This is a genomic window from Azospirillum sp. TSO35-2 (assembly GCF_003116095.1).
Classification (GTDB): domain Bacteria; phylum Pseudomonadota; class Alphaproteobacteria; order Azospirillales; family Azospirillaceae; genus Azospirillum.
On record NZ_LGRA01000018.1, the window covers coordinates 791,690 to 811,455 of the forward strand.

Annotated in this window: 21 protein-coding genes, 3 tRNA genes and 1 riboswitch; of the genes, 7 read left to right on the forward strand and 17 right to left on the reverse strand. The window is 69.5% G+C overall.

The genetic code is table 11. The features are described 5' to 3' along the window. Positions 1 to 86: 86 nt before the first annotated feature. Positions 87 to 202, reverse strand: a riboswitch (glycine riboswitch). Between the two features lie 237 nt (positions 203 to 439). Continuing rightward, positions 440 to 1,036, reverse strand: a complete 597-nt coding sequence (locus TSO352_RS14520) for a hypothetical protein (RefSeq protein WP_247872106.1) — start codon at positions 1,034 to 1,036, stop codon at positions 440 to 442. Between the two features lie 180 nt (positions 1,037 to 1,216). On the opposite strand from TSO352_RS14520, the gene ispH reads away from it, so the two are divergent. After that, positions 1,217 to 2,182 carry a 4-hydroxy-3-methylbut-2-enyl diphosphate reductase gene (gene ispH / locus TSO352_RS14525; protein WP_109108011.1) on the forward strand — a complete coding sequence of 322 codons (966 nt, stop codon included), beginning with the start codon at positions 1,217 to 1,219 and terminating at the stop codon, positions 2,180 to 2,182. A gap of 138 nt (positions 2,183 to 2,320) precedes the next feature. Here the strand turns inward: ispH and TSO352_RS14530 are convergent, their stop codons facing one another. The 4 genes from TSO352_RS14530 to TSO352_RS14545 are packed head-to-tail and all read right to left on the reverse strand — an operon-like array spanning position 2,321 to position 5,420. Further along, positions 2,321 to 3,781 carry a cobyric acid synthase gene (locus TSO352_RS14530; protein WP_109108012.1) on the reverse strand — a complete coding sequence of 487 codons (1,461 nt, stop codon included), beginning with the start codon at positions 3,779 to 3,781 and terminating at the stop codon, positions 2,321 to 2,323. An 18-nt stretch (positions 3,782 to 3,799) separates the two neighbouring features. Beyond that, on the reverse strand, positions 3,800 to 4,423 hold the full coding sequence (gene cobO / locus TSO352_RS14535; protein WP_109108013.1) for a cob(I)yrinic acid a,c-diamide adenosyltransferase: 624 nt from the start codon (positions 4,421 to 4,423) through the stop codon (positions 3,800 to 3,802). Next, positions 4,420 to 4,944, reverse strand: coding sequence for a bifunctional adenosylcobinamide kinase/adenosylcobinamide-phosphate guanylyltransferase (cobU, locus tag TSO352_RS14540; protein ID WP_109108014.1), 525 nt, complete (start codon positions 4,942 to 4,944; stop codon positions 4,420 to 4,422). Before cobU ends, cobO begins: the two co-directional genes overlap by 4 nt. Next, a complete protein-coding gene (locus TSO352_RS14545; RefSeq protein ID WP_109108015.1) occupies positions 4,941 to 5,420 on the reverse strand; it encodes a cupin domain-containing protein in 480 nt (159 codons plus the stop codon). The genes cobU and TSO352_RS14545 overlap by 4 nt, the downstream gene beginning before the upstream one ends. A 187-nt stretch (positions 5,421 to 5,607) precedes the next feature. Between TSO352_RS14545 and TSO352_RS14550 the strand changes: the two genes are divergently transcribed. Further along, on the forward strand, positions 5,608 to 6,414 hold the full coding sequence (locus TSO352_RS14550; protein WP_109108016.1) for an alpha/beta hydrolase: 807 nt from the start codon (positions 5,608 to 5,610) through the stop codon (positions 6,412 to 6,414). A 43-nt stretch (positions 6,415 to 6,457) separates the two neighbouring features. Here the strand turns inward: TSO352_RS14550 and TSO352_RS14555 are convergent, their stop codons facing one another. Continuing rightward, positions 6,458 to 6,646, reverse strand: a complete 189-nt coding sequence (locus tag TSO352_RS14555; protein WP_109108017.1) for a hypothetical protein — start codon at positions 6,644 to 6,646, stop codon at positions 6,458 to 6,460. Between the two features lie 39 nt (positions 6,647 to 6,685). After that, positions 6,686 to 6,886, reverse strand: coding sequence for an entericidin A/B family lipoprotein (locus tag TSO352_RS14560; protein WP_109108018.1), 201 nt, complete (start codon positions 6,884 to 6,886; stop codon positions 6,686 to 6,688). A 290-nt stretch (positions 6,887 to 7,176) separates the two neighbouring features. Here TSO352_RS14560 and TSO352_RS14565 point away from each other — a divergent pair, with 290 nt between their 5' ends. The 4 genes from TSO352_RS14565 (at position 7,177) to TSO352_RS14580 (ending at position 12,274) form a co-directional block, all read left to right on the forward strand. After that, entirely contained in the window at positions 7,177 to 8,535 is a 1,359-nt protein-coding gene (locus tag TSO352_RS14565) for an MATE family efflux transporter (RefSeq protein WP_109108019.1), read from the forward strand. 131 nt (positions 8,536 to 8,666) lie between these two features. Continuing rightward, positions 8,667 to 11,474: a DNA gyrase subunit A gene (gene gyrA / locus TSO352_RS14570; protein WP_109108020.1), complete on the forward strand. Its 2,808-nt coding sequence runs from the start codon at positions 8,667 to 8,669 to the stop codon at positions 11,472 to 11,474. Positions 11,475 to 11,499: 25 nt separating this feature from the next. Further along, positions 11,500 to 12,063 (forward strand): pantetheine-phosphate adenylyltransferase, encoded by a 564-nt coding sequence (gene coaD, locus TSO352_RS14575; RefSeq protein ID WP_109108021.1) that lies wholly within the window; start codon positions 11,500 to 11,502, stop codon positions 12,061 to 12,063. Positions 12,064 to 12,198: 135 nt separating this feature from the next. Continuing rightward, positions 12,199 to 12,274, forward strand: a tRNA-Lys gene (locus TSO352_RS14580). A 205-nt stretch (positions 12,275 to 12,479) separates the two neighbouring features. Here TSO352_RS14580 and TSO352_RS14585 read toward each other — a convergent pair. From TSO352_RS14585 to TSO352_RS14595, 3 genes are all read right to left on the reverse strand, one after another. Next, a tRNA-Arg gene (locus TSO352_RS14585) sits at positions 12,480 to 12,556 on the reverse strand. 29 nt (positions 12,557 to 12,585) lie between these two features. Beyond that, a complete protein-coding gene (locus TSO352_RS14590) occupies positions 12,586 to 12,882 on the reverse strand; it encodes an ETC complex I subunit (RefSeq protein WP_109108022.1) in 297 nt (98 codons plus the stop codon). A gap of 74 nt (positions 12,883 to 12,956) precedes the next feature. Beyond that, a tRNA-Pro gene (locus TSO352_RS14595) sits at positions 12,957 to 13,034 on the reverse strand. Between the two features lie 154 nt (positions 13,035 to 13,188). Here TSO352_RS14595 and TSO352_RS14600 point away from each other — a divergent pair. Continuing rightward, on the forward strand, positions 13,189 to 13,593 hold the full coding sequence (locus tag TSO352_RS14600) for a glycosyltransferase (protein ID WP_109108023.1): 405 nt from the start codon (positions 13,189 to 13,191) through the stop codon (positions 13,591 to 13,593). On the opposite strand, the gene TSO352_RS14605 is transcribed toward TSO352_RS14600, so the two are convergent. The 7 genes from TSO352_RS14605 to TSO352_RS14635 all read right to left on the reverse strand — a co-directional run bounded on the left by TSO352_RS14605 (position 13,562) and on the right by TSO352_RS14635 (position 19,762). Then, positions 13,562 to 14,794 carry an ABC transporter permease gene (locus tag TSO352_RS14605; RefSeq protein WP_109108024.1) on the reverse strand — a complete coding sequence of 411 codons (1,233 nt, stop codon included), beginning with the start codon at positions 14,792 to 14,794 and terminating at the stop codon, positions 13,562 to 13,564. The genes TSO352_RS14600 and TSO352_RS14605 overlap by 32 nt on opposite strands. Then, on the reverse strand, positions 14,791 to 15,525 hold the full coding sequence (locus TSO352_RS14610) for an ABC transporter ATP-binding protein (RefSeq protein ID WP_282183862.1): 735 nt from the start codon (positions 15,523 to 15,525) through the stop codon (positions 14,791 to 14,793). Before TSO352_RS14610 ends, TSO352_RS14605 begins: the two co-directional genes overlap by 4 nt. After that, positions 15,515 to 17,149 carry an efflux RND transporter periplasmic adaptor subunit gene (locus TSO352_RS14615; RefSeq protein ID WP_109108026.1) on the reverse strand — a complete coding sequence of 545 codons (1,635 nt, stop codon included), beginning with the start codon at positions 17,147 to 17,149 and terminating at the stop codon, positions 15,515 to 15,517. The genes TSO352_RS14610 and TSO352_RS14615 overlap by 11 nt, the downstream gene beginning before the upstream one ends. Before the next feature lie 103 nt (positions 17,150 to 17,252). Further along, positions 17,253 to 17,696, reverse strand: a complete 444-nt coding sequence (locus tag TSO352_RS14620) for a DUF192 domain-containing protein (protein ID WP_348770620.1) — start codon at positions 17,694 to 17,696, stop codon at positions 17,253 to 17,255. A gap of 162 nt (positions 17,697 to 17,858) precedes the next feature. Next, complete coding sequence (locus TSO352_RS14625) at positions 17,859 to 18,227, reverse strand: GcrA family cell cycle regulator (RefSeq protein ID WP_109108028.1); 369 nt, start codon at positions 18,225 to 18,227, stop codon at positions 17,859 to 17,861. Between the two features lie 174 nt (positions 18,228 to 18,401). Beyond that, positions 18,402 to 19,214 carry an anti-sigma factor gene (locus TSO352_RS14630; RefSeq protein ID WP_109108029.1) on the reverse strand — a complete coding sequence of 271 codons (813 nt, stop codon included), beginning with the start codon at positions 19,212 to 19,214 and terminating at the stop codon, positions 18,402 to 18,404. After that, positions 19,214 to 19,762 (reverse strand): RNA polymerase sigma factor, encoded by a 549-nt coding sequence (locus tag TSO352_RS14635; RefSeq protein ID WP_109108030.1) that lies wholly within the window; start codon positions 19,760 to 19,762, stop codon positions 19,214 to 19,216. Before TSO352_RS14635 ends, TSO352_RS14630 begins: the two co-directional genes overlap by 1 nt. Between the last annotated feature and the right edge of the window lie 4 nt (positions 19,763 to 19,766).

The window sequence follows — 19,766 nt, forward strand, 5'->3', positions numbered from 1 at the left end:
CCGCCGTCCGGTCGAGCCGGACACCCGGTTTACTCCTTCGGTGAGTCGCGGCGGGTGAGCGCCGAGGCTGCTTTCCAGAGTTGCCTTATCCCCTTGCGGTCCTTTTGCCTGAGAGTTTCCGGGGGCGGTTGCTCCTTCGGCGCCGCCCGTGAACCTGCCGATTTGCGACGAGCTCCCGGACGATCTCTCCCGCGAGGGATCATCGGCGTGATGGCGGCACACTGTCGCGATTGGATAAGTTTGTCAATCGGGGTAACGGGCGGCGGGCCGCCGAACCCGAGACGCCGTCTTGCCGGATTGCGCTCATATCGACGTCATTCCCGCGAAGGCGGGAATCCAGGCTCCACCTTCAAGCAACACAGTGGTAACGCTGGATTCCCGCCTTCGCGGGAATGACGGTCGGAAAAAACGAACTGGAAACTCACAACAGTCCGGCGCCTTACTTCTTCACCTGCGTCCGGTTGAAGTTCAGTTGCTCCGGCGTCAGCTGGAAGCCCAGATAGATCTTCCAGTCCTTGGCGTTGGCGTCCTTGGGCAGCGGGATCTTCGGGGCCAGTTCCTCCTTGCTGCCGGCGCGCGGCTGACCGGGGACGAAGGTCACGTCGGTGTCGAAATAGGCCTTGGACACCAGCGTGTCGTCCGGCTGGGCCAGCGCGACGAAATACTGGTACTTGGCGGTGTCGCCCTTCAGCGCCGGGCCGCGTTCGGCCACCAGATAGACGTTCACGTTCACGGTGACGCCGGTGCTGGTGTATTCGCAGTTGCCGGAATAATCGGTCAGGGCGGCGCGCGACTCCAGATCGGTCAGGTCCTTGCCGCCGGGACGGAACACCGTCACCTCCTGCAGGTCGCGGACGATGTTGACCTTCGGGCAGGCGAGCGCCAGTTCGGCGGGGTCCTTCGGCCCCAGGCCGGAGCAGCCGGACAGCACCAGCAGGGCCCCGGTCGCCAGCAGCGCAGGGCGGGCCATCGCCCAGCGGGACGCCAGCGGGCTTTTCCGGGCGGGGGTTCCTATATTACGGTCGCGGCGGTCCATCGGTTCGGCCTGATCGGTTAACGGGCTGTTGGACCGCGACTTTAGTGTCCCAGCTTGACCGGCACAAGGCCGCGCCGCGGTCCTATTCCTTGAGACGGTTCGATGTGACGGTTCAACGCAGGACGCAACCGGGCTGAAACGACCCCCAGATCGACCCATGGCAAGAACGGAACAGCGCCTATGACCACGACGCCTCCCCTGACGATCCTCCTCGCCGCCCCGCGCGGTTTCTGCGCCGGGGTGGACCGGGCGATCCAGATCGTCGAGACGGCGCTCGACCGCTACGGCCCACCGGTCTATGTCCGGCACGAGATCGTCCACAACCGCTTCGTCGTCGAAAGCCTGGAGGCCAAGGGCGCCGTCTTCGTCGACGAACTGACCGAGGTGCCGGACGGCGTGCCGGTGGTGTTCTCCGCCCACGGCGTGCCGAAGTCGGTGCCGCAGGCCGCCGAGGCGCGCGGGCTGTTCTATCTCGACGCCACCTGCCCGCTGGTCAGCAAGGTCCACCGCGAGGCCGAACGCCACCACGAGGACGGCCGCCAGATCGTGCTGATCGGCCACGCCGGCCACCCGGAGGTGATCGGCACCATGGGCCAGTTGCCCGACGGCGCCGTCGTGCTGGTCGAGACGGTGGCCGACGTGGCGGCGCTGGAGGTGCGCGACCCGGAGAACCTCGCCTTCGCCACCCAGACCACCCTGTCGGTCGACGAGACGACGGAGATCCTGGCCGCGCTGCAGGCCCGCTTCCCCGCCATCGCCGGGCCGAAGAAGGAGGACATCTGCTACGCCACCACCAACCGGCAGGCGGCGGTGAAGGCCATCGCGCCGATGGTGGACGCGCTGCTGGTGCTGGGCGCGCCGAATTCCTCCAACTCCAAGCGGCTGGTGGAGGTGGCGAAGACCCACGGCTGCCCGGCGGCCCAACTGGTCCAGCGCGCGGCCGACATCGACTGGACCGCGCTGGCCGGCATCGCCCGGCTCGGCATCACCGCCGGCGCGTCGGCCCCGGAAGTGCTGGTGGAGGAGGTGATTGCCGCCGCCCGCGCCCGCTTCGACGTGACGGTGGAGGAGTTGCGCACCGCGACCGAAAGCGTCGTCTTCAAGCTGCCGCGCGCGCTGACGGAGGAACCGGCAGCGGGGGTGTGACCGTCGGCGCTCCACTTTGCCCCCTCCCCAACCCTCCCCCGCTCGCGCGGGAGAGGGAGCAAGCGTCGGAGCGGCGGAGTTCCCTCTCCCGCGGAACGCGGGGGAGGGTTAGGGAGGGGGCACCGTCGGCCCCCGCCTTCACCCCTCCGCCACCGCCAGCAGCCCATCGACATCGACCACGCCCTCCAGCCGGTCGGCGATGGCGTCGAGCGCCCGTTCCACCGCGACGCCGTAGGCAAGCTCCGACCCAACGCCCAGCCCGCGCAGATAGGCGGCGCGGAAGCCGTCGGCGCCGAACAGGCCGTGCAGGTAGCAGCCGGCGACCCGCCCATCCGCCGACTCGGCACCGTCGGTGACGCCGCCGGCGAGCGCCAGCATCGGCCGTGCCCGGTCCGCCCCCTCGGTGCGGCCCATGTGCATCTCGTAGCCGGCGACGGCGGCGCCGGTGCGGCGCTCGGTGCCCTGCGCTTCCTCCAGCACCTTCGGGCCTTTCAGCACCGTTTCGACGTCGAGCAGGCCGAGACCGGCGGCCTCGCCCGGCGGGCCCTCGATGCCGTCGGGATCGGCGATGCGGTGGCCCAGCATCTGGTAGCCGCCGCAGATGCCGAGCACCCGGCCGCCGCGCCGCCAATGGGCCAGCAGGTCGATGTCCCAGCCCTGCGCCCGCAGGAACCCGAGATCGGCGATGGTCGCCTTGGTGCCGGGCAGGATCACCAGATCGGCGTCGGCCGGCAACGGGCGGCCCGGCGGCACCATGGTCAGGGCGACGCCGGGTTCCTGCGCCAGCGGGTCGAAATCGTCGAAGTTGGCGATGCGCGACAGCATCGGCACGGCGACGCGCACCGCCCCGTCCCCCGACGCCCGCGGCCGGTCGAGCGCCACGGCGTCCTCCGCCGGCAGGGTCGCCGCTTCGGCGAACCAGGGCACGACGCCGAACCCGCGCCAGCCGGTGTGGCGTTCAATCACCCGCAGCCCTTCATCGAACAGGCGAACGTCGCCGCGGAACTTGTTGATCAGAAAGCCCTTGATCCGCTCCTGTTCAGATTTTGGTAGAAGAGCGTGCGTGCCGACCAGACTGGCGATCACGCCGCCGCGGTCGATGTCGCCGACCAGGATCACCGGGACGTCGGCGGCGGTGGCGAAGCCCATGTTGGCGATGTCACCGGCCCGCAGATTGACCTCCGCCGGGCTGCCGGCGCCCTCGACCACCACGATGTCGGCCTCGGCCTTCAGCCGCTCGAAGCTGTCCAGCACGGTGCCGAGCAGCTCGCGCTTGCGCGCCTGATAGTCGGCGGCCCGCGCGGTGCCGACCACCACGCCGCGCACCACCACCTGGCTGCCGACGTCCGACTGCGGCTTCAGCAACACCGGGTTCATGTGGACGCTGGGCGCCACGCCGCAGGCCCGGGCCTGGAGCGCCTGGGCACGGCCGATCTCGCCGCCGTCCGCCGTCACCGCGGCGTTGTTGGACATGTTCTGCGGCTTGAACGGCCGGACGGTCAGCCCGCGCCGCACCAGCGCCCGGCACAGCCCGGCCACCAGCAGCGACTTCCCCACGTCGGAGCCGGTGCCCTGCAGCATGATTGCCCGCGACCGCATCGCCCGTGACCGCATGGCTCAGAACTCGATGCCGGCCTGGGCCTTCACCCCGGCCTCGAACGGGTGCTTGACCAGCGTCATCTCGGTGACGAGGTCGGCGGCGGCGATCAGCTCCGGCTTGGCGTTGCGGCCGGTGATGCAGACATGCAGATCGGGCCGGCGGGCGGCCAGCGTCGCCAGCACCTCGTCCAGGGCCAAGTAATCCATGCGCAGCACGATGTTCAGCTCGTCCAGCACGATCAGGCGATAGCGCGGGTCGGCCATCAGCTCCTTTGCCTTGGCCCAGGCGGCCTCGGCGGCGGCAATGTCGCGGGCGCGGTCCTGGGTGTCCCAGGTGAAGCCTTCGCCCATCGTGTAGAAGTCGACCAGATCCTCGAAGCGCTCCAGCGCCACCGTCTCGCCGGTCGACCAAGCGCCCTTGACGAACTGCACCATGCCGACGCGCATGCCATGGCCGACCGCGCGCATCATCAGTCCGAAGGCGGCGGTGGACTTGCCCTTGCCCTTGCCGGTGTGGACCATCAGCAGGCCCTTCTCCACCGTCTTGGAGGCGAGCGCCCGCTCCTGCAACGCCTTGCGGCGCTTCATCTTCTCGGCGTGGCGGCGGTTGGTCTCGTCGGTGTCGACCGGGGTATTGGTCATGCGGGGATTCCCTTCACGAACATCGGCAGACCGGCGACGGTCAGCACGACGCGCGGCGCCACGGCCGCGATGGATTGATGCAGGCGACCGGCATGGTCGCGGAAACGACGGGCCAGCGCGTTGTCGGGCACGATGCCCAGCCCGACCTCGTTGGAGACCAGGACCACCCGGCCGGGCAGCGTCGGCAGCAGGGCGACCAGCGCCGCGCTTTCAGCCTCGACGTCGCGGTCGGCCATCATCAGGTTGGTCAGCCACAGCGTCAGGCAATCGACCAGAACGCCGGTGCCGGCGGCGGCGTGGCGGCGGAGCGCGCCGGCCAGATCCTGCGGCTCCTCCACCGTCGTCCAGTCGGGGCCGCGGTCGGTGCGGTGCTTGGCGACCCGCTCCGCCATTTCGGCATCCCAAACCTGCGAGGTCGCGATGTAGACCCGCGGACCGCCCAGCCCAGTCACCAGCCCCTCGGCGTAGCGGCTCTTGCCGGAGCGGGCGCCGCCCAGCACCAGCGTGAGGTCGGTCGTCATTCCCAGGGCGTTCCATCGCGGTGGTGATAGGCGCCGTCGCGCCAGACCATGTCCTCGTCGGAGTAGTCGATCACGTCACCGGTGCTGCGGTCGCCGACCTCCAGGTAGCTGGCCGGTCGGTCACTGCGGTTGACCAGCCGGTGGCCGTCGGCGGCCCCAGCCGGGAAGCCGGCGCACAGGCCGGGGGTCAGAAGGGTCTCGCCGGCGTCGGTGACCAGAATCAGCTCGCCCTCCACGACATAGATGAACTCGTCCTGCCGGCTGTGCCAATGGCGCAAGGCGGAGGACGCGCCGGGCTCCAGCCGGGTCAGGTTGACGCCGAAGTTGGTCAGGCCCAGCGGATCGCCCAGCGCCACCCGATGCCGGCCGGCGACCTGCGCCCGGAAGGGCTGCGGGTAGTCGGTGGCGCCGGTTTCGGCGTCGAGGGCGGCCGGATCGAGAACCGGCGGCTTCTGGGGAACGGGATGGTCGGGCACGGCCGTCTCCTGGAACGGGTTGCGGTCGCTTGCGCGCCCGGACTGTCGCAAACCCGGCGGACGGCGTCAAACGGCGCAAGACACCATGCACAGCAGGGTTGCCCGGCGTCCGGCTGGACAGGGTGCGGTGCGCGCGCCATGCTTATTGCGATGCACAATAACAACCTGAGATGAGACGATCCGCCCGATGTCCGATCTGGAACTCATCAGCCGCCTCCCGTCCGGCACGCCGAAAAAGCCGCCCCTGCTGTTCGTCCATGGCGCTTTCAGCGGCGCCTGGATATGGGACGCCAAGTTCCTGCCCTGGTTCGCTGAGCACGGCTGGGAGGCGCACGCCGTCTCGCTCCGCGGCCATGGCGGCAGCGAAGGGCGCGACCGCCTGCACGGCTTCGGGATTTCCGACTATGTCGACGACGTGCTGGAGGCGGCGGACCGCCTGTCGGCGCCGCCGGTGCTGATCGGCCATTCGATGGGCGGCATGGTGGTGCAGCGCGCGCTGGCGCGGCGGCGCTTTCCCGGCGCGGTGCTGATGGCGTCGGCGCCGCCGCACGGCCTGTGGTCATCGACCCTGGGGCTGGCGTGGCGGGCGCCCTACGTGTTCCAGCAGATGGCGATGCTGACGGCCTTCGGCGAGAACGCCATCGATCCCGAAGCGATCCGCCGGGCCATGTTCTCCGACGACATGCCGCGCGCGGAGGCGGCCAAGTACGAGTCCTTCCTTCAGGAGGAATCGCGCCGCGTCCTGATGGACATCGGCGGCTGGATTCCCTTCCCCACCCTGCCGCCGCGCGACATCCCGGTGCTGGTGATGGGGGCGGAGAAGGATTTGCTGTTCCCGCGGGCCGAAATCGTCGCCACCGCAATGGCACTGGGCACCGAGCCGGTGTTCATGCCCGGCACGGGGCACGCGATGATGCTGGAACGCGACTGGCGCTCGGCCGCCGAGCGGGTCGAAGGCTGGGTGGCCGCAACCGTGCCGGCCGAGGCGGCGTAACCCCGCTCCGCCCCGGCTCAGGTCATCGGGACCGGGCGCGGCCTTACGCCGTGGTCGGGTTGGGCATGCCCGGCATCGGCTCATCGGCCGGAGGCGGGACTTCCGGCAGGATGCCGGGGTTCGGCGGCACCGGGTAGGGGTCCGGAGTCGTCGGCCGGTCGGGCTGCGGCGGGTTCGGGTTGGACGGCGCCGGTATTTCGCCGGGGCCGGTCGGCTTCTGCGGGTCGCTCATGCGGGCACTCCGTTTCTGTTCGTTTTGGGCGGCGGGGCTCTACTCCGCCGTGCGCTCGATGGCGCGGCCGCCGGCGCGGATGTCCTGACCGGCGCCCTCCACCGTGTTGCAGCCGGTCAGCAGGGCGGCAAAGGCGACCAGGAACGTCAGGAGCACCACCTCGCGCGCGGGAAACGGGATCGCGCGGGCCATGGCACGGTGGGGAGCGCGCTGGTGGTCCCGGTGCTTGGCGTGGCGCATGGTGTCTCTCCTGTGTCTGGGCCGGCGGGGGATCGCCCCGCTGGGGTTGATGGGGGTGTGCGTTGCGTGGGTCTGCCTTTGACAACGGGGCGGCGGCGGCTTGGTTCCGCCGCGCCATGCGCGCCACGCAACGGTCCTTTCGGAGCGGTCGAAAGCCTTGACGCGGTACGCCCACCGGGCAAGATGACCAGCTTTTGCGCAGCCTGCCCGCATTCCGGTCAGCCCCTAGGGTCGACGCGCCGTCCCCACCGCCCCGATCGCCTCACCCAAAAGCACTCACGGGTCCGACAATGAGCACCGACGCCCTGCCCGCCCCCGATCCACAGCGCTCCAGCCTGTCGACGCACATCGGCGAACTGCTGCGGCTGGCCGGGCCGGTCATCGTCTCGCGCGCCGGGCTGATGGTGATGATGGCGGTCGACACCGCCATCGTCGGCCGGTTCGCCGCGCAGGAGCTGGCCTATTACGGGCTGGCCCACCTGCCGGGGAACATCATGGTCGGCACCGGAGTCGGGCTGCTGATGGGCACCGTGATGATCACCGCCCACGCCTTTGGCGCCGGCACCGACGCGGAATGCGGACGGGCGTGGCGCCGTTCCGTCCCCTACGCGCTGCTGCTGGGCGTGCTGTTCGCCCTGGTGTCGCTGCTGGGCGAGCCGCTGTTCCGGCTGGGCGGGCAGACCGGCGACCTGTCGCGCGGCGGCGCCCATGTGCTGGCCGTCCTCGGCCTCGGCGCGCCGGGCATGATGCTCTACATCACCACCGGCTTCTTCCTGGAGGGCATCAAGCGGCCGCTGCCGGGCATGGTGGCGATGGTGATCGGCAATTTTGTCAACGCCGGGCTGGCCTGGGCGCTGGTGTGGGGCCATGTCGGGCTGGAGCCGCTGGGCGCCGTCGGCTCGGCCTGGGCGACGACGGTGGTGCGCTGGGGCATGGGGCTGGGCCTCGTCGCCTATGTCTGGTGGATGCGCGACCACGACCGGTGGGAGCTGCGCCGGCCGGTCGCCGGCTGGTGGAGCGGCGCCGCCCGCCAGCGCCATCTCGGCTATGCCGCCGGGCTCAGCATCGGGGTGGAGAGCGGCGCCTTCGCCGCGCTCGGCCTGTTCGCCGGCATGATCTCGCCGCTGGCGCTCGGCGCCTACACGGTCGGGCTGAACCTGACCGCCCTGCCCTTCATGGCGGCGGTCGGGCTGGCGTCGGCCACCGCGGTGCGGGTCGGTGTGGCCTATGGCCGCGGCGACCGGCGCGACATGGCGCTGGCGGGCTGGACCGGGCTGGGCGTCACCAGCGCCATCCTGGCCCTGGTCGGCATCCTCTACCGCAGCCTGCCCGACGCGCTGGGCGCCATCTACACCAACGATCCGGAACTGCTGGAGGCCGTCGCCCCGCTGATCGCCTTCGCCGCCTGGATCCTGATCGCCGACGGCGGGCAGACGGTGATGGCCAACGCGCTGCGCGGCCGGCACGACGCCTGGGTCCCGACCGCGCTGCACTTCTTCTCCTACGCGGTGGTGATGATTCCGGTATCGGCCGTGCTCGTGTTCGTACTCGGCCACGGCGCCCACGGGCTTTTCGAGGGAATTCTGATCGCCAGTGTGGTATCGGTGACGATCCTGTCGCTGCGCTTCGCGCATCTGAGCCGGCGCTGACCTGCAGCCGCCGGCCCCGGACGTTGTGTGCAGTTGCGGGAGTTGCTATATTTCTTGAGCAAAACCTTCGGCCGCCAAGGCCAGCGCGCCCGCATCACCGCGGCCGCGCCACCGAAGAATGAGTGTCCTGCTTGAGCACCACGCCCCTTCCGCCCGCCTCCGACATCGCGCCGATCAACATCGAAGACGAGATGCGGAAATCGTATCTCGATTACGCGATGAGCGTGATCGTGAGCCGTGCCCTGCCCGACGTCCGCGACGGGCTGAAGCCGGTTCACCGGCGCATCCTCTACGCGATGAAGGAGGGCGGGTACGACTCGACCAAGCCCTACAAGAAGTCGGCGCGCATCGTCGGCGACGTGATGGGTAAATACCACCCGCACGGCGACAGCGCGATCTACGACGCCATGGTCCGCATGGCGCAGGACTTCTCGATGCGCCTGCCGCTGATCGACGGCCAGGGCAATTTCGGTTCGATGGACGGCGATCCGGCCGCGGCGATGCGCTACACCGAGGCGCGTCTGGCCAAGTCGGCGGAAGCGCTGCTCGACGACATCGACAAGGACACCATCGACTTCCAGGCGAGCTACGACGATTCGGGCCGCGAGCCCACCGTCGTCCCCGCCCGCTTCCCGAACCTGCTGGTGAACGGCGCCGGCGGCATCGCCGTCGGCATGGCGACCAACATCCCGCCCCACAATCTGGGCGAGGTGATCGACGCCTGCTGCGCCTACATCGACAACCCCGACGTCACGCTCGAAGAGCTGATGGAGCATGTGCCCGGCCCCGATTTCCCGACGGGCGGCCTGATCCTCGGCCGATCGGGCAGCCGGGCGGCGCTGCAGACCGGACGCGGCTCGGTCATCCTGCGTGCCAAGACCCATTTCGAGGAGGTGCGCAAGGACCGCACCGCCATCGTCGCGACCGAGGTGCCCTATCAGGTCAACAAGGCCAAGCTGATGGAGCGCATCGGCGAGGTGGTGAACGACAAGATCATCGAGGGCATCTCCGACCTGCGCGACGAGTCGGACCGCGACGGCGTCCGCGTGGTGATCGAGCTGAAGCGCGACGCCGTTCCCGACGTCGTGCTGGCCCAGCTGTTCCGCCACACCCAGCTCCAGACCTCGTTCGGCGTCAACATGCTGGCGCTGAACGGCGGCCGGCCGGAGTTGATGCATCTCCGGCAGATCATCGAGGCGTTCATCCGCTTCCGTGAGCAGGTCATCACCCGGCGGACCGAGTTCCTGCTGGGCAAGGCGCGGGAGCGGGCGCACACCTTGGTCGGTCTGGCCGTCGCCGTCGCCAACCTCGACGCGATGATCCAGCTGATCCGCAGCGCCCCCGATCCGGTGTGGGCGCGCGAGGAGATCATGGCCCGCGAGTGGCCGGTTCACGACGTCGGCCCGCTGATCGAGCTGATCGACGAGCCGGGCCGCGGCGTCAACCCCGGGAACACGTACCGCCTGTCCGAGGTCCAGGCCCGTGCCATCCTCGATTTGCGCCTGCACCGCCTGACCGGGCTGGAGCGCGACAAGATCGGCGCCGAGCTGACCGACGTCACCGACCAGATCGCCGACTTCCTCGCCACGCTGGCCAACCGGCCGAAGCTGATGGGCATCCTGCGCGACGAGCTGGTCGAGATGAAGGAGCGGTTCGGCAACCCGCGCCGCACCGAAATCCAGGATCTGGAGTTCGAGGCCGACATTGAGGACCTGATCCAGCGCGAGGACATGGTCGTCACCGTCAGCCAGTCCGGCTATGTGAAGCGGGTGCCGCTGTCGACCTACCGGGCGCAGAAGCGCGGCGGCAAGGGCCGCGCCGGCATGTCGATGAAGGCGGAGGACGCGGTCAGCGACTTGTTCGTCGCCAACACCCACACGCCGCTGCTGCTGTTCTCGAACCGGGGCATGGTCTACAAGCTGAAGGTCTACCGCCTGCCGCTGGGCAACCCGCAGGCGCGCGGCAAGGCCTTCGTCAACCTGCTGCCGCTGCTCGACGGCGACACCATCACCACCGTCCTGCCGTTGCCGGAGGACGAGGCGGCTTGGGCCGACCTGCACGTCGTCTTCGCCACCTCCCGCGGCAACGTCCGCCGCAACCGCATGTCGGACTTCGCCAACATCCGCTCCAACGGCCTGATCGCCATGAAGCTGGAAGAGGAAGGCGAACGGCTGATCGGCGTCCACACCTGCTCCGATACCGACGACGTGTTGCTGGCCACCAGCGGCGGCAAGTGCATCCGCTTCGCGGTGGATGACGTGCGCGTCTTCGCCGGCCGCACCTCCACCGGTGTCCGCGGCATCCGCCTGGCCGACGGGGACGAGGTCGTCTCGATGTCGATCCTGGGCCATGTCGACGCCACCGCCGAGGAACGCGCCGCCTTCTTCAAGATGAAGCGTGACGAAGGTCTGGAGATGGAGGGCGAGGCCGCGCCGGAAGCCGACGAGGTCTCCGCCGAATCGGTCACCCTGACGCCGGACCGCTATGAGGAGCTGAAGCGCCTCGAGCAGTACATCCTGACCGTCTCCGACCGCGGTTACGGCAAGCGCAGCTCGTCCTACGAATACCGGGTGACCGGCCGCGGTGGCCAGGGCATCTGGAACATGGAGATGGGCGAGCGCAACGGCCGGATCGTCGCCGCCTTCCCGGTGGAATCGAACCACCAGGTGATGATGGTGACGAACGGCGGCCAAGTGATCCGCATGCCGCTGCACGACGTGCGGGTGGCCGGCCGCAAGACGCTGGGCGTCACGCTGTTCCGCGTGGGGGCGGACGAGCGCGTGGTGTCCGTCGCCACCATCGCCGAGGAAGACGGCGAGAACGGCGGCGAGAACGGCATCGATGCCGCCGGCGAGGCTGGTGTCGACAACGGCAGCGACGCCAACGGTTCCGCGGACACCGGCGACACCGCCGGCGACACCGCCGCGCCGAACGAGTAACGGAAGGGCGTAAAGGGGAACCTCCATGGCGACCAGCCAGACCGAGACCACTGTGACGGGGCGAATCGGTGTCTATCCAGGCACCTTCGACCCGATCACCAACGGTCACATGGACATCATCCAGCGCGCCGCCCGTCAGGTCGACCACCTGATCGTCGGCGTCGCACGGAACGCCGGCAAGGGCCCGCTCTATTCGACGGACGAGCGGGTGGCGATGGTGCGCGAGGACGTCGCGTCCTTGAACGCCGCCGGTGCCAGCATCGAGGTGCGGGCCTTCGACAATCTGCTGATGCATTTCGCCATCGAGATGAACGCCCGCGTCATCATCCGCGGCCTGCGCGCCGTCTCGGACTTCGAGTATGAATTCCAGATGGCGGGGATGAACGCGCGGCTGAATCCGAAGGTCGAGACGATCTTCCTGATGTCATCGGAAAAGCACCAGTTCATTTCCTCCCGCTTTGTGAAGGAGATCGGGCGTCTGGGTGGCGACATCCGCCATTTCGTCTCCGCCCGCGTTGCCGAGCGTCTGGCTGAACGCTTCGCGATGGAGGCCGGCAGCGGTACCCAGCCGACGGTCAACCAGACCTGATCTGCCCAATCAACCATGGGCTTGATGGCAATTTCCTGCCATTGCCATCAAGCCCATGGTTGACCTTTCCGGCGCGTCTTTCTATGGTGCGCCCACCTTCGGCGGAGGGCAGTTTTTCCTCCCGCCGCGCAGGATGATCCGGTAGCTCAGTCGGTAGAGCACGTGACTTTTAATCATGTGGCCGTGGGTTCGAATCCCACCCGGATCACCATCTTTTCAAGGCTTTAGCCTTCCTGTAGAGGTCGCTTCGGCGGCCTCTTTTGCTTTGTGGGGCAGATAGGCTCTCGCCTGCGTGTCGACCAGCGGCCACAACGGCTTGGTCCCTGACGCAAGCCTGGCGTCTGATCCGCTGCCCCAACGCAAAGAAAAAGCCCCGCCGAAGCGGGGCTTTTTCTTTGCGATCCGTACACGTCCCGTGGCGACCCCAGCTGGATTCGAACCAGCGACCTGCCGCTTAGAAGGCGGCTGCTCTATCCAACTGAGCTATGGGGCCTCATCACGGAACAGACCGTGACCCGAGCCTCAGAAGCGCGGGCGGTCGGTGCGGAAGTTGTCGGCGTAGTTGCGCGGGCGGATGCGGCGGACCGGGGCGTCCTGCACGGTGTAGTTCCAGCCCTCGCGCTCCGCGAAGGCAATGGCCTCTTCCTTCGTCTCGAAGGACAGGCGAACTTGGTTCAGCGTGTCACCCGAGCTGGTCCAGCCCATCAGCGGTTCCGGCCGGCGCGGGGTTTCGATCTCGTAATCCAGCATCCAACGGTGAGTCTTGGCACGGCCGGATTGCATGGCCGTCTTGCTCGGCTGATAGATCCGGACGTTCATGGCTCGCTCGTCTCCCCTACGGTCTGCGACTGCGGTCGTGCGCGTCGGCGCAACCGCGATGATTCCCCTGGCGATGGTCGGGGCGCCCGGATTCGAACCGGGGGCCTCCAGTACCCAAAACTGGCGCGCTGACCAGACTGCGCTACGCCCCGTCGCCGCGTTGTGAGATACACGAACGCCACGCCCACGGCAAGCGGACGGCGCACCAGTCAGCCGGTCTTTCTCCATCCGCCGGCCATCCGGCACGCCAAGCTGCGGCGTTCGGTCGCTCACTCGGCCCCATCAACACCGTTCAGGGTCCCATCGTTGCCTCTCCACCCCCTCCCCCTGCCTCGCATCGCGCTGTTTCTGCCCGATCTGGGCGACCGACCCGACCGCCGCGCCGCGATCGACCTCGCCAACCGACTGCAGGACGACGGCCACGCGGTCGATGTGGTCGCGCCGATGGGCGGCGGACCACTGCGGGCGGCGCTCGATCCCGCCATCGGGCAGATCGACCTCGCCAAGCGGCACGCCACCACGTCCCCCCTGGCGCTGGCGCGCGTGCTGGCGGAACGGCGGCCGGCGGTGCTGGCGGCGCCGGAGGGGGTGTTCTGGGTGGCGCGGCTGGCGGTGCGGCTGGCACGCGGTGGAACCCGGCTGGTGGCCCTGAGCGGCCGGCCTGAGGTGGATTGGGCGACTATTCGTGCCGCAGCGCCTCGATCGGGTTGAGCCGTGCCGCCCGCCGTGCCGGATAGAGGCCGAAGAAGACCCCAACCAGCCCGCTGACCACCACCGCCAGCACGACCGAGTCCAGCCGGATCAGCGTCGGCCAGCCGGCCAGCGCCGCGACGACCATGGCGGTCCCGATGCCGACGGCCACGCCGACCGCAGCGCCGATCAACGACAGGGTGGTCGACTCGATCAGGAACTGCACCAGGATGTCGCGCCGCCGTGCGCCGATGGCCAGCCGCAGGCCGATCTCCCGCGTGCGCTCGGTCACCGACACCAGCATGATGTTCATGATGCCGATGCCGCCGACCAGCAACGACACCGCCGCCACCGCCGCCAACAGGAAGGACAGCGCGCGAGAGGAGGCGTCGCGGGTCGCCGACACCTCCGTCAGGTCGCGCATCCAGAAATCGTCGTCCTGGCCGGGGATCAACCGGTGGCGCTGGCGCAGCAGGTCGCGGATCTCGGCCTGCGCCTCGGCCATGTCGGCGCCGTCGCGCATCTTCACCACCATGGTGTGGATGAAGCGCGGGTTGCTCTTGGCCATGCCGGGGATGTTGCGCTTGGCGGTCGACAGCGGCACGAAGATCACGTCGTCCTGGTCCTGGCCCTGGGTGTTCTGCCCCTTCTCGCCCAGCACGCCGATGACGGTCAGCGGGGTGGAAAAGACGCGCACCGGCTCGCCGATCGGGTCGCCGCCGCCGAACAGGTTGCGCACCACCGTCTGGCCCAGCACCACCACCTTATTGGCCTGCGCCACATCCTCGTCCGACAGGCCACGGCCCTGCGCCACCGACCAGTCGCGCGCGTCCATGTAATCGGGGGTGATGCCGAACAGGACGGTGCCCCAGTTCTGGTTGCCGGCGACGATCTGCAGCCCCCAGCGCACCGACGGCGCCGTCACCACCACGCCGGGGATGTCGGTCAGCACCGCCAGCGCATCATCCTCCGTCAGCGAGGAGGCGGTGCCGGCGCCGAGCTTCACCCCGCCGCGCGCGATGCTGCCCTGCCCGACCATGATCAGGTTGGTGCCCAGGCTGGCGATCTGGCGCAGCACCTGGTCGCGGGCGCCGGCGCCGACCGCGACCATGGCGATGACCGCGGCGACACCGATGACGATGCCCAGCATGGTCAGCGCGCTGCGCAACGGGTTGGCCCGCAGCGAATCCAGGGCGGAGCGGAACGCGTCCCAGGCGGTCATGCCGCGACCTCCGGTTCCTGCCTTGCGTCGTCGATCAGCCGGCCGTCGCGGAACTGCAGGACCCGGTCGGCGAAGCGCGCCACCTCCGGCTCGTGGGTCACCAGCACGATGGTGATGCCGCGACGGTTCAGCCGCTGGAACAGCGCCATGATCTCGCGGCTGGTGGCGGTGTCGAGCGCGCCGGTCGGCTCGTCGGCCAGCAGCAGCAGGGGGGCGTTGACCAACGCGCGGGCGATGGCGACCCGCTGCTGCTGGCCGCCGGACAGCTGCGTCGGACGATGCCCGGCCCGCTCGCGCAGGCCCACGGAGTCCAGCGCGGCGAGCGCCCGCTCGGCCCGCGCGGCGTGGCCAACCCCGGCATAGACCATCGGCAGCATGACGTTGGCGAGCGCGGTTTGGCGCGGCAGCAGGTTGAAGGACTGGAAGACGAAGCCGATGGCGCGGTTGCGCACCGCGGCCAGTTCGTCGGAGGTCAGGCCGGCGACCTCCTGCCCGTCCAGCCGGTAGTGTCCGGCGTCGGGGCGGTCCAGGCAGCCCAGCAGGTTCATGAAGGTGGATTTGCCGGAGCCGGACGGCCCCATCACCGCCACGAACTCGCCACGCCGGATGGTGACGGTGACGTCGTCCAGCGCGTGGACGGTCTGCGGCCCCATCCGGTAGTGGCGGGTGAGAGCCTCGACCGCGATGAGGGGGGAAGAGGGGGATGCGGCCTCTCGCAGGTCAGAAGCCAAGGCGCGGTCCCCGGCGGGTGTCGCGGTCGGGGGCGAGGACGCCGGTGATGACCTCCTGCCCGGCGCGCAGGTCGCCGGACACCAGTTCGGTGAAGCTGCCGTCGCCGATGCCGAGCCGGACCGGCACGCCGACCGGACTGCCGTTGCCGGGGCTCGGGACCCAGACGGTGCGGGTCGCCTCCCCCGCGCGGCCGGGTTCGACCAGGGCGTCGAAGCGGTCACGCTGTGCCGGGTCGAGCAGGGTCGCCATGCGGTCCAGCGTCGCCGTGCGGATTGCGTTCGCCTCCACCCGGCGGCGTTCGGGATCGCCACCTTCGGCGTCCAGCGCGGTGAAGCGCTCGCGCGCCTCGGCGACCAGCGCGGCGATGTCGCGGCGCTTGCCCTCGTCCAGCCTGAAGCCATCGATCACCCGCTTGGCCGCGGCCTCCAGCGCCGCGGCGCCGCGGCCGCCGTTCGGGCCGCCGGTGGTGGGCGTCGGCGCCCCACCGGCCGGCTCCACCCCAGGCGGACGGAAGCGCAGGGCGGCGTTGGGGATCTTCACCGCCGCTGGCCGCTCGTCCACCGTGATCCGCAGGTTGGCGGTCATGCCCGGCAGCAGCCGCAGTTCCGGGTTCTCCACCGTGATGACGACGATGTAGGTGACCACGGTCTGGTCCTCCTTCGGCGCCAGCCGGACCTGCGCCACGGTGCCGTTAAAGGAGTCGCCGGGAAAGGCGTTGACGGTGAAGCGCACCGGCATGCCTTCGCGCACCCGGCCGATGTCGGCCTCGTCGATGTTGGCCAGCACCTCCATCTGCCGCAGATCCTGGGCGATGGTGAACAGGGTCGGCGCCGACAGGCTGGCGGCGACGGTCTGGCCGGTGCTGACCGCGCGGTTCACCACCACCCCGTCGATCGGCGAACGGATGACCGAGCGGTTGACGTCGACGCGGACCAGTTGCAGCGCCGCCTCGCGCTGCGCCACCTGGGCGCGGGCGACCTCGACCTGGGCGGCGGCGACCTCCTGCGAGGCGGCGGCCGACGCTTCGGCGGCCTCGGCCTGCCGCTTCTGGGCGCGGGCGGCGACCAGTTGCGCGTCGGCGCTGCGGGCGGCGGTTTCGGTCTTTTCCAGGTCGGCGGCGGCGACCACCCCGCGGTCGCGCAGGTCGCGCCGGCGCCGCAGGTCGCGTTCGGCGTCGCGCTGGGCCAGATCGGCCCGCAGGATCTGGGCGTCGGCGTTGGCGACGTTGGCCCGGGCGCTGGCAAGGTCGGCGCCCGCCTTGTCCCGCAGGGCCTGCTGCTGCACCAGGGTGGCGCGGGCGGAGTCGACGTCGGCGCTGGCCTGCGCCAGCCGGGCCGCCAACTGGTCGCCGTTCAGCCGGGCCAGGATTTGGCCGCTGGTCACCCGGCTGTTGAAGTCGGCGTACAGCTCCGCGATCTGGCCGGAGAGCTGGGAGCTGACCTCCACCGTCACCAGCGCGCTCATCGTGCCGGTCGCGGTGATGGCGCTGACCAGCGGCCCCTGCTCCACCCGGGCGAGGCGGTAGGCCGGGGCCGGTTCCGCCCGCGCCAGCACGACGTAGGCCGACAGCCCGGCCGCGGCGCTCAGCGCAACACCAAGGAAGACCGCCGTTCGCCTGCCCATCCCCCGCCCCCCTGACGCCGATCGACGCCGTTCATCCTCGGGAACAATCTGGGGGAGCTTACGCCAAAGTCACCGGCACGGCTCGGCCGTTACGGCTTGGCCCCTACGGCTTGGAGAGATCGGGGGACACCACGCGGTCGCCGGGGTGGATGCCCAGCCGGGCGGTCATGCCGCCGTTCAACTCCAGGATCGCCTTCACCGGCCCGTCGGAATTGACGCCGTCGAGCGATTCCGGCACCGCGCGCTCGTGGATGTTCACGATGCGGCCGTCGGCGGCGATGAAGATCATGTCGAGGGGGATCAGCGTGTTCTTCATCCAGAAGCTGGCCGGCTGCACCCGGTCGTAGATGAACAGCATCCCGGCATCGGCCGCCATCGACTGGCGGAACATCAGCCCCTGCGCCTGCTGCGCCGGGGTCAGCGCCAGTTCCACGTCGAAGCGGAACTTGCCGCCGCTCGCCGTTTCGATGGTCAGCTTGGATTTCTGGAAGGTTTCCAGCGCCGCCGCCGGAAAGGCCGCCACCAACAGCAGGAGCGTGACCGCCACACCCCGAAAACTCCGACCGATCATCGTGTGCGTCCGTGAAGGCGGACCCCAGCGGGTCCGAAGTGGCGGGATTTAACCATCAAGCCGCGCCCACGCCAAGCCGGCACAGCAAAAAGCCCGCCTCTCTGACGAGAGCGGGCTTTTTTGCAGTCACCGAAGGCTTCAGGCGGCGCCGACGTTGCGGTCCTCGTCACGCTTCTTGCTGCCCGACGTCGGCTGATAGGCCAGGGCGGCGTGTTCGGCGCAATAGGGCATGCCGGCAAGCGCGTTCTTGCCGCAGAAGTGGAAATCCTGGTGCTTGGGGTCGCCGACCGGCCATTTGCACATGCGCTCGGTCAATGCCAGGATGGTCGCCCCGCGGGTGGGCTTTTTCTTGATCGGCGACGGGCGACCGGACAAGCCCAGACGGTGAGCCTTCCCGATGACCGCGTTGCGGGTGATATCTCCCAGAATGTCGGCAATCTCACTCGCGCTCAACCCCTGGGACCAGAGATCCTTGAGCTGTTGAATCCGCTCGTCCGTCCAACTCATCCCCGAGTACTCCCGATCCGGTGTCCGGTTCTGCTGTGGCAACAGGGTCACGGTCTAGCGCCGTTTTCCATAAGCCGCAACATTTTGTGCCAGCCGGTGAGGAAGCTACCAGATGAACGCCGCGAACGATAGAGGGGCGCGGCAACATTCCTGTTGATAAGTCCGCGCTTAGACTCATGAGTTCAGCGCGCCATAGACCTCCTCGGCGATGCCGGACAGGGTATCCCGATCGAGTTCGCCGGTGACGGCGAGCGCCAACCCGTTGTCCTGCCAATACAAAGCGTGGACGCCGCCGTCGGCGGCGAAGCGGAAGGCCGAACCTGAGGTGTTGGGAGCGGGGCGGATGTACAACGTAATGCGACGCCCGGCCGCATCCTCGTACATGTACAAGGCCACAGGGCCAGCGGAATCCGCCAGCAGACGGCCACCGATCAGCTGATAGCCGCCGCGTGTGACCGTTGGGCAACGCATGCTCTTTCCCAGCCGTTTCGACAGCCAGTTGACCAGATGCGCCTCCTGGTCGATGCCGACCTCCACCGGGTGACGGACCTCGACGGAGAAGACTCGGTGGGCGGCGACGGCGTCGGCGATGAAGGCGGCGGTCAGCGGGTCGGCGCGCCAGCCGACGCGGTCGCGCAGCAGCCAGCCACTGGCCCCGCCGGCGACGAACACCAGCAGCGAAGCGGCCAGCGCCATGCCCCACAGCGCCCCCCTGCCCCACCCGCTGCCCCAAGGACCGCGGACCGGTTCGGCGCGCTCGCGCAGGGTGAAGGGCGGCGTCAGGGCGTCGGGCACCGGCCGGTCGATCAGCGGGCCGAAGCTCTGCCCCAGCAGGGTGCGTTGCGCGCGGTAGCGATCGAAGCGCTGGGCGACCTCGGGATGGTCCGCCAGATGGCGCTCGACCGCCGCCAGGCGTTCCTCCGGCAACTCGCCGTCGAGCCAGGCGTGCAGCTCGGCCTCGGTCACGGGATTGCGGTCGGCGCTCATCACTTGATCCTCCTCACCACCTGCTGGGAACCACCGTCCAGCAGGACCCTCAACTTTTCCCGTGCGCGGGCCAGCCGCGACATCACCGTCCCGATCGGCAGTTCCAGCACCTCCGCCACCTCGCGGTAGGACAGCCCCTCCATCCCGGTCAGCAGCAGGATGGTGCGGTGTTCGTCGGTCAACTGGGCGAAGGCGCGGACGAAGTCGCGCACCGCGCCACGGTCGGCCGGCGGTGCGCTCAGCGCCAGATCGTCGGCCAGATCCTCGACCGGCACCTCGGCCCCGCGCCGCCGCCGTCCACGCTGGCCGGAGATGTGCAGGTTGTGCAGGATGGTCATCAGCCAGCCGCCGAGCTTCGACGGGTCGCGCAGCGCGTGGCGGTTGGACAGCGCCTTTTCCACGCAGTCCTGCACCAGATCGTCGGCGTCCGACCGGTTGCCGACCAGCGCGGTGGCGTAGCGCCGCAGCCGCGGCACATGCGCGGCGATGGCGCGGTCGTCGATGTCGGGCGGGCTCATGTCGGGTCCGGGGATGGCGTCGTCAGTCATGGGA

Coding starts and splice junctions, on each gene's coding strand:
- TSO352_RS14520 (WP_247872106.1), bottom strand. CDS start 1,036: ATGGACCGCCGCGACCGTAATATAGGAACCCCCGCCCGGAAAAGCCCG.
- ispH (WP_109108011.1), top strand. CDS start 1,217: ATGACCACGACGCCTCCCCTGACGATCCTCCTCGCCGCCCCGCGCGGT.
- TSO352_RS14530 (WP_109108012.1), bottom strand. CDS start 3,781: ATGCGGTCGCGGGCAATCATGCTGCAGGGCACCGGCTCCGACGTGGGG.
- cobO (WP_109108013.1), bottom strand. CDS start 4,423: ATGACCAATACCCCGGTCGACACCGACGAGACCAACCGCCGCCACGCC.
- cobU (WP_109108014.1), bottom strand. CDS start 4,944: ATGACGACCGACCTCACGCTGGTGCTGGGCGGCGCCCGCTCCGGCAAG.
- TSO352_RS14550 (WP_109108016.1), top strand. CDS start 5,608: ATGTCCGATCTGGAACTCATCAGCCGCCTCCCGTCCGGCACGCCGAAA.
- TSO352_RS14555 (WP_109108017.1), bottom strand. CDS start 6,646: ATGAGCGACCCGCAGAAGCCGACCGGCCCCGGCGAAATACCGGCGCCG.
- TSO352_RS14560 (WP_109108018.1), bottom strand. CDS start 6,886: ATGCGCCACGCCAAGCACCGGGACCACCAGCGCGCTCCCCACCGTGCC.
- TSO352_RS14565 (WP_109108019.1), top strand. CDS start 7,177: ATGAGCACCGACGCCCTGCCCGCCCCCGATCCACAGCGCTCCAGCCTG.
- coaD (WP_109108021.1), top strand. CDS start 11,500: ATGGCGACCAGCCAGACCGAGACCACTGTGACGGGGCGAATCGGTGTC.
- TSO352_RS14590 (WP_109108022.1), bottom strand. CDS start 12,882: ATGAACGTCCGGATCTATCAGCCGAGCAAGACGGCCATGCAATCCGGC.
- TSO352_RS14605 (WP_109108024.1), bottom strand. CDS start 14,794: ATGACCGCCTGGGACGCGTTCCGCTCCGCCCTGGATTCGCTGCGGGCC.
- TSO352_RS14615 (WP_109108026.1), bottom strand. CDS start 17,149: ATGGGCAGGCGAACGGCGGTCTTCCTTGGTGTTGCGCTGAGCGCCGCG.
- TSO352_RS14625 (WP_109108028.1), bottom strand. CDS start 18,227: ATGAGTTGGACGGACGAGCGGATTCAACAGCTCAAGGATCTCTGGTCC.
- TSO352_RS14630 (WP_109108029.1), bottom strand. CDS start 19,214: ATGAGCGCCGACCGCAATCCCGTGACCGAGGCCGAGCTGCACGCCTGG.
- TSO352_RS14635 (WP_109108030.1), bottom strand. CDS start 19,762: ATGACTGACGACGCCATCCCCGGACCCGACATGAGCCCGCCCGACATC.